The 15,782-nt window shown below is 70.9% G+C and carries 15 protein-coding genes; 11 read left to right on the top strand and 4 right to left on the bottom strand.

The window, feature by feature from the left end; genetic code table 11:
- Window positions 1-50 precede the first annotated feature (50 nt).
- From ACSFBM_RS22730 to ACSFBM_RS22740, 3 genes are all read right to left on the bottom strand, one after another.
- Complete coding sequence (locus tag ACSFBM_RS22730) at window positions 51-1,331, bottom strand: FIST signal transduction protein (protein ID WP_435437888.1); 1,281 nt, start codon at window positions 1,329-1,331, stop codon at window positions 51-53.
- Window positions 1,332-1,376: 45 nt separating this feature from the next.
- Window positions 1,377-2,117 (bottom strand): PhaM family polyhydroxyalkanoate granule multifunctional regulatory protein, encoded by a 741-nt coding sequence (locus ACSFBM_RS22735; RefSeq protein WP_435486391.1) that lies wholly within the window; start codon window positions 2,115-2,117, stop codon window positions 1,377-1,379.
- Between the two features lie 69 nt (window positions 2,118-2,186).
- Window positions 2,187-3,632: an aminotransferase-like domain-containing protein gene (locus tag ACSFBM_RS22740; RefSeq protein WP_435486392.1), complete on the bottom strand. Its 1,446-nt coding sequence runs from the start codon at window positions 3,630-3,632 to the stop codon at window positions 2,187-2,189.
- Between the two features lie 134 nt (window positions 3,633-3,766).
- Between ACSFBM_RS22740 and ACSFBM_RS22745 the strand changes: the two genes are divergently transcribed.
- Genes ACSFBM_RS22745 through ACSFBM_RS22790 form a run of 10 tightly spaced genes read left to right on the top strand, consistent with a single transcriptional unit; the run spans window position 3,767 to window position 12,068 of the window.
- Window positions 3,767-4,366, top strand: coding sequence for a LysE family translocator (locus tag ACSFBM_RS22745; protein ID WP_435486393.1), 600 nt, complete (start codon window positions 3,767-3,769; stop codon window positions 4,364-4,366).
- A complete protein-coding gene (locus ACSFBM_RS22750; RefSeq protein WP_435486394.1) occupies window positions 4,363-5,346 on the top strand; it encodes a DMT family transporter in 984 nt (327 codons plus the stop codon). Before ACSFBM_RS22745 ends, ACSFBM_RS22750 begins: the two co-directional genes overlap by 4 nt.
- Window positions 5,347-5,397: 51 nt before the next feature.
- Window positions 5,398-6,600, top strand: a complete 1,203-nt coding sequence (locus ACSFBM_RS22755) for an aminotransferase-like domain-containing protein (RefSeq protein WP_435486395.1) — start codon at window positions 5,398-5,400, stop codon at window positions 6,598-6,600.
- A 40-nt stretch (window positions 6,601-6,640) separates the two neighbouring features.
- The gene (locus ACSFBM_RS22760) at window positions 6,641-7,279 is read left to right on the top strand and encodes a LysE family translocator (protein ID WP_435486396.1); all 639 of its coding nucleotides are present in this window, start codon (window positions 6,641-6,643) and stop codon (window positions 7,277-7,279) included.
- Between the two features lie 13 nt (window positions 7,280-7,292).
- The gene (locus ACSFBM_RS22765; RefSeq protein WP_435486397.1) at window positions 7,293-8,126 is read left to right on the top strand and encodes a PhzF family phenazine biosynthesis protein; all 834 of its coding nucleotides are present in this window, start codon (window positions 7,293-7,295) and stop codon (window positions 8,124-8,126) included.
- A gap of 29 nt (window positions 8,127-8,155) precedes the next feature.
- A complete protein-coding gene (locus ACSFBM_RS22770; protein ID WP_435486398.1) occupies window positions 8,156-8,797 on the top strand; it encodes a glutathione S-transferase family protein in 642 nt (213 codons plus the stop codon).
- 5 nt (window positions 8,798-8,802) lie between these two features.
- On the top strand, window positions 8,803-9,726 hold the full coding sequence (locus tag ACSFBM_RS22775; protein WP_435486399.1) for a PhzF family phenazine biosynthesis protein: 924 nt from the start codon (window positions 8,803-8,805) through the stop codon (window positions 9,724-9,726).
- Between the two features lie 26 nt (window positions 9,727-9,752).
- Window positions 9,753-10,445, top strand: coding sequence for a VOC family protein (locus tag ACSFBM_RS22780; protein WP_435486400.1), 693 nt, complete (start codon window positions 9,753-9,755; stop codon window positions 10,443-10,445).
- Window positions 10,446-10,447: 2 nt separating this feature from the next.
- Window positions 10,448-11,080, top strand: a complete 633-nt coding sequence (locus tag ACSFBM_RS22785) for a LysE family translocator (RefSeq protein ID WP_435486401.1) — start codon at window positions 10,448-10,450, stop codon at window positions 11,078-11,080.
- Window positions 11,081-11,099: 19 nt separating this feature from the next.
- A complete protein-coding gene (locus tag ACSFBM_RS22790; RefSeq protein ID WP_435486402.1) occupies window positions 11,100-12,068 on the top strand; it encodes a threonine dehydratase in 969 nt (322 codons plus the stop codon).
- Here the strand turns inward: ACSFBM_RS22790 and ACSFBM_RS22795 are convergent.
- A complete protein-coding gene (locus ACSFBM_RS22795) occupies window positions 12,065-12,892 on the bottom strand; it encodes a creatininase family protein (protein WP_435486403.1) in 828 nt (275 codons plus the stop codon). The genes ACSFBM_RS22790 and ACSFBM_RS22795 overlap by 4 nt on opposite strands.
- Before the next feature lie 453 nt (window positions 12,893-13,345).
- On the opposite strand from ACSFBM_RS22795, the gene pgaA reads away from it, so the two are divergent.
- Entirely contained in the window at window positions 13,346-15,781 is a 2,436-nt protein-coding gene (gene pgaA / locus ACSFBM_RS22800) for a poly-beta-1,6 N-acetyl-D-glucosamine export porin PgaA (protein ID WP_435486404.1), read from the top strand.
- Window position 15,782: the final 1 nt, after the last annotated feature.

The raw sequence follows: 15,782 nt of genomic DNA on the forward strand, positions 1-15,782 counted from the left end.
CCGCCGGAAACCCGCCCGTCGTTTTTTCGCACGTCGCCTGTCGAGGCGAATCAGTCGTTGCTGGTGAACACCGTCAGCACACCGGTGTAGCCATACAGATGGTGGCGGGCAATTTCGCCCGCCGCGAAGAACCCGACCAGCGGCACATCGCCCAGCGCATGGCGCACGATCTGCAGCTCCGCGCCCGGCGCGCCGAAGTGCGGCCCGCCGCGTCCGGAGCAGCTCACATACACCGCCCCGGCAATGCGCCGCGCCGGGTGGGGCGCGGCCTCGGCCTCGCCTGCGGCCACGGCGCGCGCGGTGGCCAGCGTCTGCTCTTCAGGTTCCAGCTCTTCGCGGATTTCGGCGCAGATGCGCATCAGGTCGGCCCGCGCGGCCTGCGCGTTGCGGCGGCAGAAGGTCAGGCGCATGCCGGCCTCGGCCGTGTCGGCAATGGCGATGCCGCGCCGCGTGGGGTCCAGGCCGATGATGTGGCGCACCAGCACGTCGGCGCCCAGGTCGCCGGTGCGGCGGATGCCGTCGCTGCCCGCGTCGGCCAGCCCCACCAGCGTGTTGCGCACCGCGTCGATGGCCTCCTGCGGACGCTCGAGCGACACCTGCAGGTCGGCCAGCAGCACGTCGAGCGCGGGTTCGCCGTCGAGCCTGAGCAGCAGGTTGCCGTCGGCCTCGGTGATCTCGCGCTCGCGCACCGCGCCCGAGCGCAGCGGCTGGCAGCCCTGCGTGACGCGCGACACCACCCGCACGCCCTCGCCGAACACCACGCCCGACATCCCGCCCGAAAACACGCCGCCCGCCGCGCCGTGCCCGCGGATGTTGCCGTTGCCGCCGATGGCGAACTGCAGCGAGCCGTGGCGGCCCGACGACAGCCCGCCGAACAGGTAGCCGGTGTCGGTGCGCCCGGCCATCTCGCCGATGAGTTCGGTCAGGTCGGGCGTGGCGGGGTCGGCATGCACCAGCGCCGTGTGCGCCTCGAAGCCGCTCATCTCGGAGTTGCCCAGCGGCGCCACGCCCGAGAACACGCGGTACTGGTCGCTCGGCAGCGCGCACAGCATCAGGCTGATGCCGGGTTCGTCGAAGTACTCGGCGTTGTTGGCCGACACGCCGATGCCGACCGTGCCCGACCAGTCGGTCACCTCGGGCAGCTCGGCGCTCAGGTGGTCGAGGATGTCCTGCGCGTCGGTGGCGTAGTGGTCGGTGATGTAGAGCAGCCCCAGGGTGGGCGCCGACGCGTAGTCGGGAAGGGCCATCTGTGCGCGCAACTGCGCCAGCACGAGGCCGGCTGCCATGCGCCACTGCGGATGGGTGGCATGACCGGAGGGAAACAACTTCATGATGCGTGCCGACCCGTTCTCTTCAAAAAATATCCGTGTATGACGTCAGCGCCGCGCGGAGGTTCGCTTGCGGGCGGCGGTGGCGGGCTTCTTTTTGGCGGCCGGGGCCTTGCTTGCGGCCGCCTTCTTTGCGGCGGCGGGCTTGCGCGCGGCCGGCGCGCCCATCGCCTTGACGGCATCGGCCAGCGGCTGGGCCATGGCCGGCACCTTGAGCTGCGCCGCGTCCTGCAGCGCCGTGCTGGCGATCTGCTGGAACTGCTCGGTGAGCGCGCCCCACCACTGCATGGGGTCGACCACGCCGGCATTGCCGGCCTTTGGCCTGGCGCGCGACTTCGCCGGTGCCGAGGCTTCTTCCCCGGGTGATTCGGCTTCAGCTTCTTCCGCCTCTTCGGGCTCGGGTGCCGAGGCGGTTGCACCAGCGGCACCGGCTGCAGCCGCCGGCGCCATCGCGGCGGCCTGCTTGGTGAAGGCGCTGGCGATGTCTTCCATGCGCACGTTCATGCCGCGCAGCGTCGACAGGGTCATCTTCTGCACCTCGAGCGCCTGGATCGTGGCCTTGAGCGCATGGCCGTTCTGCTCGAGCCAGTACTGCACGGTCTTGAGTTCCTGGATGCGCTTGTCGACCTCTTCCACGCTCAGCGTGGGCGCCACCCAGCTCGCCAGGCTCGGAATGCCGGGCACCGCGCCGGCGCCGGCCCCTGCGGCCGCCCCCCCGGCAAGGTTCTTCAGGAAGTCGAAGCCGGGGACGAACTGGCTGAAGTCGAAGGGCTTGTTGGCGTTGCTCATTGGGGGGTCTCCAGGCTGGGTTTTCTTGTGTTGCCAGCTTACTCCAAGGCCCCGGGCTTTTCGCGCCCGTCAGAGTTCGCCGCGCACCTTGCTGAACACCTTCCAGAACGTCGCGTCCTGCGAGGTCGCGAAGTTGATCCGCATCATGGTGCTCGGCGGCCGGCGCGCATGGAACAGCGACCCCGGCGCCAGCAGATAGCCCTGGTCGAGCATGCGTTGCGTGAGCGCATCTGTGTCCACCCCGGTATCGACCCAGCCGAACAGCCCCGCCGGCTCCGACGCGAAGGTGCAGCCGTGCGACATCGCGAGCTTCACCGACCGGCTGCGCGCACCGTCCAGCCGGACGCGCATGCGCTCGGCGTGGCGCCGCAGTTGCCCCTGGTCGATGCACCACGACAGCGCCCGCTCGAACAGCGTGGGCGAGGTCAGCGTGGCCAGCAGCTTGGTCTCCAGCAGCCGCTCCTTCAGCGCGGGCGCCGCGGCCAGGAAGCCGATGCGCCAGTTGGGCGCCAGGATCTTCGCGAAGCCGCTCACGTAGATGGTGCGCTGCAGCCCGTCGAGCGCGCTCAGGCGCGTGGCGTGCTCGGGCGCGAGGTGGCTGTAGGTGTCGTCCTCGACGATGTGGAAGTCGTGCTCGTTGGCCAGTTGCAGCACGCGGTGCGCGCTGCCGGGCGTGAGGCTGTAGCCCGTGGGGTTGTGCAGCACGCTCACGCTGACGAAGAGCTTGGGACTGTGCAGCCTGCAGTACTGCGCCATCACCTCCAGGTCGGGCCCGTCGGCGCGCCGCGGCACCGGCAGGATGCGCATGCCCAGCGCCTCCAGCCGCGCGAACTCCAGCGCCCAGCCCGGCTCCTCCACCATCACCGGGTCGCCCGCGCGCAGCAGCGTGCGGCTCACGATGTCCAGCGCATGCGTGGCACCGATGGTGGTCACGATCTGCTCGGGCGAGGCCGGCACGTTGATGCCCACCAGCTTCTGCGACAGGCTGCGCCGCAGCGCCATGTCGCCCGCAGGCTCTCCGTACTGCAGCGACAGCTCCTGCAGCACGGCCGTGCTGGTCATGCGCCGCACGGCGGTGGGCATGAAGGTCGACGCCATCCAGTCCGGCGGGAACACGCCCATGCCCGGCTGCGGCTTGTCGCTCGGACGGTGGAACATGCTGCGGATCAGCGAGCTGGCGTCGGCCGGCACGCGCGAGGCCATCATCTGCACGGCCATCGCGGCGGGCATGCCGTTCACGGTGCCGGCGTCCGGGCCGTTGCCCGGGCGGCCGTCCTGTACGGGTGCCGAGTCCCGCACATAGAAGCCGCGTTGCCGGCGGGCCTCGACCAGCCCCTGCGCCAGCAACTGGTCGTAGGCCGCCACCACCGTGTACGGGCTCACGCCCTGCTGCCGCGCGCATTCGCGCACCGAGGGCAGGCGGGCGCCGGGCGGCAGCAGCCGGGTGCGGATGCGCTCGGCCAGGCGGTCGGCGAGCTGGCTGGTCAGCGACTGGGTGGAGGTGCGTGTCAGCATGCGTGGTTCACTCGCGGCAGGAGCGCCGTCTCTCTTGAAGGGGCGCTGTGTCGAAGGATTGACCAATACAGATTCCGGGATTGTTCGATCATCTGTATTGGCACTGTAATGGTCTGAAGTTTAGAGTGTGTGCCATGAACTGGCAAGAATTCACCGCGCTGCTGGTGCTGGCCACGGCGATGAGTTTCTCGCCCGGACCCAACACCACGCTGTCCACCGCCCTGGCCGCCAACGGCGGCCTGCCGCGCGCCATGCGCTTCATCGTGGCGGTGCCGGTCGGCTGGACCCTGCTGCTGGCGCTGTGCGCCGCGGGCATCGGCGCGCTGGTGGTGGCGGTGCCCCCGTTGCGCGTGGCCATCAAGGTGCTGGGCATCGGCTACCTGCTGTGGCTGGCCTACAAGCTCAGCGGCAGCGCCACGCTCGGCAAGGCCGATGGCGCCAGCCTGTCGGTGGGTTTCGGCCAGGGTGTGATGCTGCAGTTCGTGAACATCAAGGCCTGGCTGCTGGCGCTCACGCTGGTGGCGGGCTGGATCGCCGGCCAGCCCGACGCGCTGGGCCGCTTCGCCATCGTGGCGCCGGTGATGCTCTTCTTCGCCTTCACCAGCAACTTCACCTATGCGCTGGTCGGCGCGCTGCTGCGCGACTGGCTGGCCAGGGGCGCGCGGCTGCTGTGGTTCAACCGCGCGATGGGGCTGGTGCTGGTGCTCACGGCGTGGTGGATGGTGCGCGTATGAAGCTCGACATCAGGGACGAGACGCTGGGCATGTGGCTCGGCGTGGTCGGTGTGGCCATGTTCGCCGTCACGCTGCCGATGACGCGCCTGGCCACCGGCACGCAGGACGCACCGCAGCTGTCGCCGTGGTTCGTCACGCTCGGTCGCGCGGCGCTGGCGGGCTTGCTGTCGGCCGTGTTCCTGCTGGTCACGCGCTCGCGGCGTCCGGCCCCGCACCAGTGGAAGTCGCTGGGCATCGCGGTGCTGGGCAACTGCATCGGCTTTCCGCTCCTGCTGGCCTATGCGCTGCGCGTGGTCACGGCCAGCCATGCGGCGGTGGTGACGGCGCTGCTGCCGCTGGTCACGGCCGCGGTCGCGGCCTGGGTGCTGCACCAGCGCGCGCGGCTCGGCTTCTGGCTGTGCGCCGTCGCGGGCAGCCTGCTGGTGGTGGTGTTCTCGGTGCTGCGCGCGAGCCAGACGGGGCACGGCTTCGGCTTCGAGTGGGCCGACCTGCTGCTGGTGGGCGCCGTCATCGCCGCATCGTTCGGCTACATCTATGGCGCGCAGGTCACGCCCTCGCTGGGCGCCGAGCGCGTGATCTGCTGGGTCTGCGTGATGGCGCTGCCCTTCACGCTGCCGGCCACGCTGGCGCTGTGGCCGACGCAACCCATCGCCACGGCGTCGTGGCTGGGCTTCGTGTACGTGGGCATGTTCTCGATGTGGATCGGCTTCTTCGCCTGGTACCGCGGCCTGGCCCTGGGCGGCGCGCTGCGCGTGAGCCAGACGCAGCTGCTGCAGCCCTTTCTGTCGATCCTCGCGTCGATCCCGATCCTGGGCGAGCCGCTGGACCTGGTGACGCTGGGCTTCGCCGTCGCCGTGGTGGCCACGGTGGTGGTCGGCAAGCGGCTGTCGCAGCCGGCGAACGCGGCCAACCCCATGAAGGCCGCCGCGCCGAAAATAGCGCCAGCCGCCGCCGGCGAGGCCGGCCCGCACGGACGCTGATCCGCCTGTACCCTCTCATTCGAATCTCACCTCACCGCCTGAAAGAACCCCATGAACTGGAAACTCGCCGCACGTGCCGCCAAGATGAATCCCTCGGTGCTGCGTGAAATCCTGAAGGTCACCGAGCGCCCCGGCATCATCAGCCTGGCCGGCGGCCTGCCCTCGCCCAAGACCTTCCCCATCCAGGCCTTTGCCGACGCCTGCGCCGAAGTGCTGCACACCGACGGCCAGGCTGCCCTGCAGTACGCCGCCAGCGAAGGCTACGCGCCGCTGCGCCAGGCCGTGGCCGACATGCTGCCGTGGGACGTCGATGCCTCGCAGGTGCTCATCACCACCGGCTCGCAGCAGGGCCTCGACCTCGTGGCCAAGGTGCTGATCGATCCGGGCAGCAAGGTTCTGGTCGAGACGCCCACCTACCTGGGCGCGCTGCAGGCCTTCGGCCCGATGGAGCCGAACCCCGTGGGCGTGGCCAGCGACGACGACGGCGTGATCGTCGAAGACCTGGTCGCCAAGGCCCGCGACGCGCGCTTCGTCTACCTGCTGCCCAACTTCCAGAACCCCACCGGCCGCACCATGACCGAGGAGCGCCGCGCCGCCGTGTCGGCAGCCGCCGCTGCAGCCGATTTGCCGATCGTCGAGGACAACCCCTACGGCGAACTCTGGTTCGACGAAGCCCCGCCGCTGCCGCTGGCCGCGCGCAACCCCGAAGGCGTGATCTACCTGGGCTCGTTCTCCAAGGTGCTGGCACCCGGCCTGCGCCTGGGCTTCCTGGTGGCGCCCAAGTCCATCTACCCGAAGCTGCTGCAGGCCAAGCAGGCCGTCGACCTGCACACGCCGATCTTCACGCAGCGCATGGTGTCCTCGGTGATGAAGGACGGCTTTCTGGACCGCCACGTGCCCACCATCCGCGCGCTGTACAAGAGCCAGCGCGACGCGATGATCGCCGCGCTCAAGCGCGAGATGGCCGGCCTGGACGTGAAGTTCAACGCCCCCAAGGGCGGCATGTTCCTGTGGGCGCGCCTGCCCGAGGGCATCGACACCGTCACGCTGCTGCCCAAGGCGGTGGAACGCAACGTGGCCTTCGTGCCGGGCGCGCCGTTCTACGCGGGCGAAGGCGATCCGCGCACGCTGCGCCTGTCGTTCGTGACGGCCAGCGTCGAGCAGATCGACATCGCCATCGCCGCGCTGGCGCAAACGCTGCGCGAAGAGCTGGTGCTGCTCGGCGACAAGACGCTGGCGGCCGCGCAGATCTGAGGCAGCCGCCCACCCTACCCCCTCCCACCAGGAGCCTTCCTTGATCGGCCTCGCCACGCTCTCGCTCTTCCTGCTCGCCGTGCTGGCGCTATTCTTGTCGCCGGGCCCGAACATGGCCTTCGTGCTCTCGCACGGCGTGGCCCATGGCCCGCGCGGCGGCTTTGCGGCGGCGCTGGGCATCTCGGCGGCCGACCTGGTGCACACGCTGTTCGCGGCCACGGGCGTGACCGCGCTGGTGGCCGCGTGGCCGCCCTCGTTCGACGTGCTGCGCTATGCGGGCGCGCTGTACCTGGTGTGGCTGGCGGTACAGGCCCTGCGAAGCGGTGGCGGTCTGCGCATGGGCGCGCAGGCGCAGCCGGCAGGGTTTGGCCGCATCGTGCGCATGGCGCTGCTGAACAACCTGGTCAACCCGAAGGCGCTGCTGTTCTTCATGGTCTTCCTGCCGCAGTTCGTCGACCCCGCGCACGGCAGCGTGCCGCTGCAGCTGGTGCAGCTGGGCGTGGTGCTGTCGCTGGCCGCGCTGGCCTTCAACACCTTGCTGGGCGCATGCAGCGGCCAGGTCGGCCGCTGGCTGCAGCGCCGTCCCGGCGCGGCGCGGTTGCAGAGCAGCCTGCTGGCCGCCGTGATGCTGGGCCTGGCCGTGCGGCTGCTGTTCCTCGACCGGCCCGCGCCGCGCTGAGAAAGACACCCTCATGAATGTCCTGAAGATCGCAGCCTTCTCCGACGGCGAGACGGGCGGCAACCCCGCCGGCGTCGTCATCGGCGACGCATTGCCCGACGCGGCACGGATGCAGGCCGTCGCCGCGGAAGTCGGCTTCTCGGAGACCGCGTTCGCGGCCCGCACCGCCGACGGCTGGCGCGTGCGCTACTTCTCGCCGCAGTCCGAGGTGCCGTTCTGCGGCCACGCGACGATCGCATTGGGCGCCGCGCTCGCGCTGCAGCACGGCGACGGCGTGTTCGCGCTGGCACTCAACCATGCGCGGATCACCGTCGAAGGCCGGCGCAACGGCAAGCTCGTGGCCGCGGCATTGCAGTCGCCACCCACGCGCAGCGCGGCTGCGGCGCCCGCGCTGGTGTCCGACGCGCTGGCCCTGTTCGGCTACGCGGCCGGCGACCTGGACCCTCGCATTGCGCCGGCCGTCGCGCACGCGGGTGCCGATCACCTGGTGCTGGCCTTGAACAGCCGGGCCCTGCTGTCGGCCATGCACTACGAACTGGAAGCCGGGCGCGCGCTGATGAACGGCGCCGGCCTCACGACCGTGCTGCTGCTCCACGCCGAGACGGCGCAGCGGTTCCACACCCGCAACCCCTTCGCCTCCGGCGGCGTCCACGAAGACCCCGCGACCGGCGCGGCCACCGCCGCGCTGGCAGGCTACCTGCGCGACATCGGCTGGCCGCACGGCGGCGCCATCGACGTGGTGCAGGGCGAGGACATGGGCATGCTGTCGAAGCTGCATGCCGACATCGCGCCCGCCACGGGCAGCTCGGTCCGCGTGTCGGGCACCGCGCGGCTCATGGCGGCGTGAACCGAAGAATCAACGAAAGAACCACGACCATGCTCAATATCTGGGGCCGCATCAGCTCGATCAATGTCCGCAAGGTGGTGTGGTGCGCGCAGGAGCTCGGGCTCGACTTCCAGCGCACCGAGGCCGGCGGCAGGTTCGGCGTGCTGCAGACGCCCGAATACCTGGCGCTCAATCCGAACGCCATGGTGCCCACCATCGACGACGGCGAAGGCGCCGAGCGCGTGACGCTGTGGGAGTCGAACGTGATCGTGCGCTACCTCTGCGCCAGGCACTCGCACGGCAGCTTCTACCCGAGCGAGCTGCCCGCGCGCTTCGCCGCCGAGCGCTGGATGGACTGGCAGCAGACCACGCTCAACCGCGCGAGCCGCGACGCCTTCATCCAGTGGGTGCGCACGCCGCCTTCGGAGCGCCAGAACGCGCTCATCGATGCGTCGGTGCGCGAGAGCGAGGCGCTGTTCGCGATGCTCGACGCGCACCTCGGCAAGCACGCCTACATGGGCGGCGACAGCTTCACCATGGCCGACTTTCCGCTCGGCTGCGAGGCGCACCGCTGGTTCGGCCTGCCGGCCGCCGAATACCGCCGGCCGGCCTGGCCGAACGTCGAGCGCTGGTACGCCGACCTGCTTTCCCGTCCGGGCGCGCGCGGCGTGCTCGACCTGCCTCTCGAATGAATCCGATGAAATCCCGCCCCTTCAAGCAAGTCGACGTCTTCACCGCCACCGCGTACTACGGCAACCCGCTCGCCGTGGTGATCGACGGCCAGGACCTCGGCGACGAGGCCATGCAGCGCTTCGCGCAGTGGACCAACCTGTCCGAGACCACCTTCCTGCTGCCGCCGACCGACCCCGCCGCCGACTACCGCGTGCGCATCTTCACGCCCGGCGGCGAGCTGCCCTTTGCCGGCCACCCGACCATCGGCAGCTGCCATGCGTGGCTGCAGGCCGGCGGCAAGCCCAAGGCGGCCGGCCAGGTGGTGCAGCAGTGCGGCGCCGGGCTGGTGCCGCTGCGGCGCGACGGCGCTCGCCTGGCCTTCGCCGCGCCGCCGCTCAAGCGCAGCGCACCGAGCCCCGCGCTGCTGGCCAAGGTGGCGGGCGCGCTGGGCCTGAAGGCGCAGCAGATCGTCGCTGCGCAGGTGCTCGACAACGGCCCGGTCTGGTTCGGCCTGTTGGTCAACGACGCCGACGCCGTGCTGGCGCTGCAGCCCGACCACCGTGCGCTCAAGGAGCTGGGCGTGAAGGCCGGCGTGGCGGGCGTGCCCGCGGCGCACGACACCGCGCTGCTCATCGGCCGTTCGAACCGCGAGGCGCGCGCCTTCGGCAACCGGCCCGCCACGCCGAACGACGACGGCGCGAAGATCGACCTGGAAGTGCGCGCCTTCGCCGAACCCGTCGGCGTGCAGGAAGACCCCGTGACCGGCAGCCTCAACGCGAGCCTGGCCGAATGGCTGATCGCCGACGGCCACATGCCCGAGCGCTACCTGGCCGCGCAGGGCCAGTGCCTGGGCCGCGCGGGCCGCGTGTACATCGAGCGCGACGCCGCCGGAAAGATCTGGGTCGGCGGCGACGCCGTGACCTGCGTCGACGGCCACGTCACGCTGTAGCCCCGCCAAAAGGAGACCACCACGCCATGCACGCGCAACTCGACCACCTCGTGATTGCCGCCGCCTCGCTCGACGAGGGCGTGGCCTGGTGCGAAGCCACGCTCGGCGTCGCGCCCGGGCCGGGCGGCACGCACCCGCTGATGGGCACGCACAACCGCCTGCTGAACATCGCGAGCGACGACTTTCCGGCGGCCTACCTCGAAATCATCGCCATCGAGCCGGGCAAGCAGCCCTCGCGCCCCAAGACGCACCGCTGGTTCGACCTGGACGACGCCGCGCTGCAGGCCGGGCTCGCGCAGCGCGGACCCCGGCTGATTCACTTCGTGGCCCGGGTGCCCGACGCGCAGGCCGCCGCGCGCGCACTGGCGCACGAGGAGCATGCGCACATCGACCGCGGCACGCTGCTCGAGGCCTCGCGCGACACGCCGGCCGGCCGGCTCGAATGGCAGATCACGGTGCGCGACGACGGCCAGCGGCTGTTCTACGGGGCGCTGCCCACGCTCATTCAGTGGGGGCCGGTGCATCCGACCGACGCCATGCCGAAGTCCGGCCTGGCAATGCGTGCGCTGCGCGCCGTGCATCCGCGCGCGCCGGCGCTGGCGGCCGCCCTGTCGGCCGTGGGCATGGCAGCCATGCCGGTGGATGCCGGCCCGCCGAACCTCATTGCCGTGCTCGACACGCCACGCGGCCCCGTCACGCTCGAATCCAAAGGACTCTGACCATGCTGAGCCTCACCGAAATCGCCTGGTTCGCCCTGGCCTCGCTGCTGCTGGCGCTCACGCCGGGGCCGAACATGATCTATTGCGTCTCGCGCACGCTGATCCAGGGCCGCCGCGCCGGGCTCATCTCGCTGGGCGGCGTGCTGACGGCGTTCCTGGTGCACCTGTTCGCCGCCGCGCTCGGGCTCACCGCGCTGTTGCTGGCGGTGCCGCTGGCCTTCGACGCGATCCGCCTGGCCGGCGCGGCCTACCTGCTGTGGCTCGCATGGCAGGCGGTGAAGCCCGGCGGCAATGCGCCCTTCGAGGCGCGCGTGCTGCCGGCCGACCCGCCGGCCAGGCTGTTTCGCATGGGCTTTCTCACGAACCTGCTGAACCCGAAGGTGGCGATGTTCTACCTGTCGTTCTTTCCGCAGTTCATCCACCCCGAGCGCGGCTCGGTGCTCTTGCAGAGCATGCAGCTGGGCGTGGCGCAGATGGCGACCAGCGCCGCGGTCAACACGGCAATGATCCTCGGCGCCGCGAGCATCACGGCGGTGCTGTCGCAAAGCGCGGGCTGGCTGCGCGCGCAGCGCTATGTGATGGGCAGCGTGCTCGCCGCATTGGCCGTGCGCGTGGCGCTCACCGAGCGCAAGTGAACATCGAACAAGGGCCCCCGTGAAATTCACCCGCGAAGACATCGAAGCCGCACAGCGCACCGTGCACGCCGCCATGCCCCCGACGCCGCAGTACGCCTGGCCGCTGCTGTCGCAGCGCCTGGGCGCCACGGTGTGGGCCAAGCACGAGAACCACACGCCGGCCGGCGCCTTCAAGATCCGCGGCGGCCTGACGTACTTCGAAACGCTGGCGCGCGAGCATCCCGAGGTGCGCCATGCGGTCAGCGCCACGCGCGGCAACCACGGCCAGTCGGTCGGCTTCGCCACGCGGCGCCACGGGCTGGCCGCGACCATCGTGGTGCCGCACGGCAACTCGACCGAAAAGAACGCCGCGATGCGCGCGCTGGGCGTGACGCTGGTCGAGCACGGCGACGACTTCCAGGCGGCGTCCGAACATGCGGGCTTGCTGGCCGAACGCGACGGGTTGCACCGCGTGCCCTCGTTCCACCGCGAGCTGGTGCGCGGGGTGTCGACGGCGTATGTCGAATTTTTCGATGCGCTGTCGGGCACGCCGCCCGACGTGCTGTTCGTGCCGATCGGCCTGGGTTCGGGCTTTGCCGCGGCGGCGGCCGCGCGCGCGCACTGCGGCGTGTCGACCAGGCTCATCGGCGTGGTGTCCGCCCATGCCACGGCGTACCGCGATTCCTTTCGCTCCGGCAAGCCGGTGGAAGCGCCGGTCACCACGCGGCTGGCCGACGGCATGGCGTGCCGCACGCCGGTGCCCGAGTCCGTGGAGGTGATCCTGCGTGAGGCCGACGACGTGGTCACGGTCACCGACGACGAGATCGCCAACGCGATGCGCATCCTCTTCAGCGACACGCACAACGTGGCCGAGGGCGCGGGGGCCGCGGCGCTGGCGGCCGCACTTCAGCAGCAGGAGCGCTGGCGCGGCAAGACGGTGGGTATCAGCGTGAGTGGCGGGAATGTCGACTCGGACATGTTCGCCGGGGTGCTGAGGGGCGCCGCCTAAGGCAGCGGCCCCGTATTGGCCGTGCTCAGCGGCAAGCGCGACACCTCCGCCAGCAGCAGCGCCAGTTGCTGCGCGGCCGCATCGATCACGACCTGGCCGCTCTCGGCCGTCGCAGCGGCCGCATTGCCTGCGGCGCCGTGCGCGTTGTAGTCCTCCATGGCCCAGCCGAGCTTGGCGCTCTTGCCGTTGCCAAGGATCGCGTAGTCGGCCGCGCGCTGCTGCGAAGTCGAACCGAAGTTTTTCGCCTCGCCCATGCGCACCAGCTGCGGCGTGAGCGCCAGCATCATCGAGGTCTCGATCTCGCCCGCGTGCACGCCGAAGCGATGCTCCTGCGCGCTGAACCGCGCGTTCGCGTCGCCCAGCGGCAGGTTGAACCAGCTCACGCTGTAGACGATGAGCCCGTGCGCCGCGCGAAGCTCGCGCGCCACGATGTCCATCGCGCCCACATGGCCGCCGTGCGCGTTGAACAGCACCAGCTTCTTCACCCCGGCGCGCGCCACGCCCGCGCCGATTTCGTTCCATACACGGATGAGCGTCTCGGCCGACAGCGTGAGCGTGCCCGCGAAGCGCGCGTGCTCCGGGCTCAGCCCGATCTGCTGGGTCGGCAGGAACAGCACCGGCAATTCGGCCGGCAGCAGCGGCAGCGCGGCCGCGACGATGCCGTCGGCCAGCACCGTGTCCACGCCCAGCGGCAGGTGCGGGCCGTGCTGCTCGGTCGCGCCCAGCGGCAGCACCGCGACCGTGGCCGCCGCGTCGAGCGACGCGAAGTCGCGCGTGGTGAGCTGCGACCAGAAGCGGGGAAAGGAAGCCGAAGTAGCGTTCATCGCGCGATCTTAGTGGGCTCCCCGGGCGTGCGTTCCGAACGCCTTTGTCTGACATGGCGGCGGCCTGACCACGCCGAAAACGTAAACATGTTCACGTTTATAACGAGAACCTGGTACTAAGGTTTGCGTTTGTTAACCATTCTCCATAGAGTCCTTTCCAGAGTCACTTTTTAAGAACTACCAGCTTGCGGCATCGATCCGCACGGTAGTTCGGCTTTCATGCAGGCATTTCGCCGCATGAGAGATGCGGTTCAAGGGAGCAGTGTGCATATCCAGAAAAAAGCTGGAGGCACGGTCACGTTCGGGCGCCAATCGGCACCCGCAGGGTCGTTGTCTCATCGCCTCGCCAAAGCAGCACGAGGATTCCCCATCGTTTGCGTCCTGGCCCTCGACACGTCGGCGGCCCTTGCGCAGCCTTCGGTCACCCAGGCGCCCGCGTCCGACGCGAGCACGATGGCCTACAGCCCGCAACGCCACGATGCGCTGATCGCCGCGCGCCGCGAAGGCCGCGTGACACCGGCACAGGCGCTGCAGCAGCTCGAGGCATGGCTCGCATCGCCGCTGGGCGAGGCCGAACGGCGGCGCGCCGCGTCCGACGCCGTCGTCGTGGCGGTCGCCGACGGGCAGTTCGCCGAAGCCGTGGCGCTGGCGCGCCGGTTCCCGCCCGCAGGGCTGAGCGACTACGCGCTGGGCCCGCTCACCGTGGCCGCCCGGCGCACGAAGGATCCTTCGCTGCAGGGCGACACCGTCAAGCTCTGGCGCGCACGGCAGCCCGACGCCCGCGAGCCGCGCATCCACGAGGCCTACTGGCGGCTCGACAGCGGCGACATCGCGGGGGCGAAGGCGATCTATACCGCCCTGGCCGCACAGCCCTCGAAGCAGATCGACGACCGCGTCTCGCTGCTGGAACTGCGCGCCGCCGTGGCCCGCGCCGACAACGACCCGCTGCAGGCCCTGGCCGCCTACACCGAAGCCGGCGCCCTGCGGCCCGAGCGCCCCGACCTGCGCCGCGAGGCCGACTTTCTGCTCGCCGGCAGCGGCGCCGCATCGAGCGCCTCCGACGACGCCGAAGCGGCGGAGCGCGCCACGCCCGGCAGCTTCTCGCCGCTGGCGCTGTCCACGCTGCAGCAGGAGGCCTTGGGCCAGCAGTTGCGCTGGGCCATCCAGGAACGCGACCAGCGCCTGGGCGCGGAACGCGTGGTTGCACTCGACCGCGTGCTGGCCGCTCAAGAAGCCGCACTGGCCCGCGCCGATGCGGCCGCCCTGAAGGCCGACCCCGCGGATGCGCCGGCCTGGCGCGCCCTGCGCGTGCGGCTGCTGAGCGACCGCCTGCTGGCGCTGGTCGAGCGCGGCCGGCCCGCCGACACCATCGCGCTGTACGAGTCGATGCGCGCCGCCGGCACCGAACTGCCGTTCTACGGCCTGGGCGCCGCGGCCCGCGCCTATGCGCAGGAGCGCCGCTCGGCCGAGGCCGTGCCGTTGTTCGAGGCGGCGGTGAGCAAGGGCGGGGACGACCTGCCCATGCCCGACCCTCTGTACTTCGGCCTGGTGTACGCCTACCAGGACACCGGCCGCTTCGACGACGCACAGGCGCTGCTCGCGCGGCTCGAAGGCGCCACCCCGACCTACCTGCGGCTGGCGCCCGAAGCGCGCCGCCCCAACGAGCAGTACAGCGACGTGAGCGGCCTGCGCGGCCTGCTCACGCTGTACAGCGACCGGCATGCGCTGGCAGAACAGCAGTTCGACGTGCTGACGCGCGAGGCGCCGCTGAACGCCGGCTACGCCTACGGCGCGGCGCTCACCGAGCGGATGCGCGAGCACCCCGAGGCCGCCGTGGCGCGCTTCGAGGCGCTGGCGGCCGACCACCCCGAAGACATCAGCGCGCGCACCGGCCACGTGGAAGCCCTGCTCGACGCCGACGAATTCGCCGAGGCCCGCCGCCGGGCCGAATCGGTGATGGCCGACGCACCCGACACGGCCGAGGTGCGCGAGATGGAGCGCAAGCGGCGCGCCATCACCGGGCCCCGGCTGGACGTCGATGCCGAAGCCTCGCGCGGCGGCGCGGCCATTGCAAGCCGCGAATGGCGCGTCGACAGCCGGCTCAGCTCCGGCCTCGTCAACGACGAATGGCGGCTGTTCTACGACCAGTCGCTCGGCCGCGGCAACACCGACATCGGCAACGCCAACTGGGCACGCGGCGGGCTGGGCCTGGCCTGGCAGCGCGGCCCCTGGCTGGCCGAAGGCGCGCTGCAGCATTCCAACGGCGGCCCCTACCAGAACAGCGTGGCGGGCCGCGTGGACTACCGCGCCAGCGATGCCTGGCGGCTGTCGGCCACCTACGACGGCGACAGCAAGGAGCTGCCGTGGAAGGCGCGCGTGGCCCGCATCGGCGCGCGCGAGACCGGCGCGAGCGTGGGCTACGTGGTGAACGAGTCGCGCCGCTTCGACCTGCAGTACCAGCGCATGGACTTCAGCGACGGCAACGTGCGCAACGGCCTGGAACTGGGCTGGCGCGAGCGCTGGATCAGCACGCCGGCCTTCCAGCTCGAGACCCAGCTGACCACCGCCGCCGGCCGCGGGCGCGCCGTCGACGCGCCCTACTTCAACCCGTCGAGCGACAGCAGCACCGAGCTCGGCGTGCGCGCGCAATGGCTCAACTGGAAGCGCGACGACCGTCAGTTCTTCCAGGTGGTGGGGCTGAGCGGCGGCACCTACCGGCAGGCCGGCTTCGGCAGCGGGCCGCTGTGGAGCCTGCGCTACGAGCACCGCTGGGAGCTCAGCCCCAAGCTCACGCTGCGCTACGGCCTGAGCATTTCCAGCCATCCCTACGACGGCGTGCGCGAGCGACAGCGCGGCGTCTTCCTGAACCTCTCGATGCCCCTGCCGTGAT

The sequence above is a fragment of the Variovorax pasteuri genome (assembly GCF_051216435.1).
In the GTDB taxonomy this organism is placed as follows: Bacteria; Pseudomonadota; Gammaproteobacteria; order Burkholderiales; family Burkholderiaceae_C; genus Variovorax.

Coding starts and splice junctions, on each gene's coding strand:
- ACSFBM_RS22730 (WP_435437888.1), bottom strand. CDS start 1,331: ATGAAGTTGTTTCCCTCCGGTCATGCCACCCATCCGCAGTGGCGCATG.
- ACSFBM_RS22735 (WP_435486391.1), bottom strand. CDS start 2,117: ATGAGCAACGCCAACAAGCCCTTCGACTTCAGCCAGTTCGTCCCCGGC.
- ACSFBM_RS22740 (WP_435486392.1), bottom strand. CDS start 3,632: ATGCTGACACGCACCTCCACCCAGTCGCTGACCAGCCAGCTCGCCGAC.
- ACSFBM_RS22745 (WP_435486393.1), top strand. CDS start 3,767: ATGAACTGGCAAGAATTCACCGCGCTGCTGGTGCTGGCCACGGCGATG.
- ACSFBM_RS22750 (WP_435486394.1), top strand. CDS start 4,363: ATGAAGCTCGACATCAGGGACGAGACGCTGGGCATGTGGCTCGGCGTG.
- ACSFBM_RS22755 (WP_435486395.1), top strand. CDS start 5,398: ATGAACTGGAAACTCGCCGCACGTGCCGCCAAGATGAATCCCTCGGTG.
- ACSFBM_RS22765 (WP_435486397.1), top strand. CDS start 7,293: ATGAATGTCCTGAAGATCGCAGCCTTCTCCGACGGCGAGACGGGCGGC.
- ACSFBM_RS22770 (WP_435486398.1), top strand. CDS start 8,156: ATGCTCAATATCTGGGGCCGCATCAGCTCGATCAATGTCCGCAAGGTG.
- ACSFBM_RS22775 (WP_435486399.1), top strand. CDS start 8,803: ATGAAATCCCGCCCCTTCAAGCAAGTCGACGTCTTCACCGCCACCGCG.
- ACSFBM_RS22780 (WP_435486400.1), top strand. CDS start 9,753: ATGCACGCGCAACTCGACCACCTCGTGATTGCCGCCGCCTCGCTCGAC.
- ACSFBM_RS22785 (WP_435486401.1), top strand. CDS start 10,448: ATGCTGAGCCTCACCGAAATCGCCTGGTTCGCCCTGGCCTCGCTGCTG.
- ACSFBM_RS22795 (WP_435486403.1), bottom strand. CDS start 12,892: ATGAACGCTACTTCGGCTTCCTTTCCCCGCTTCTGGTCGCAGCTCACC.
- pgaA (WP_435486404.1), top strand. CDS start 13,346: ATGGCCTACAGCCCGCAACGCCACGATGCGCTGATCGCCGCGCGCCGC.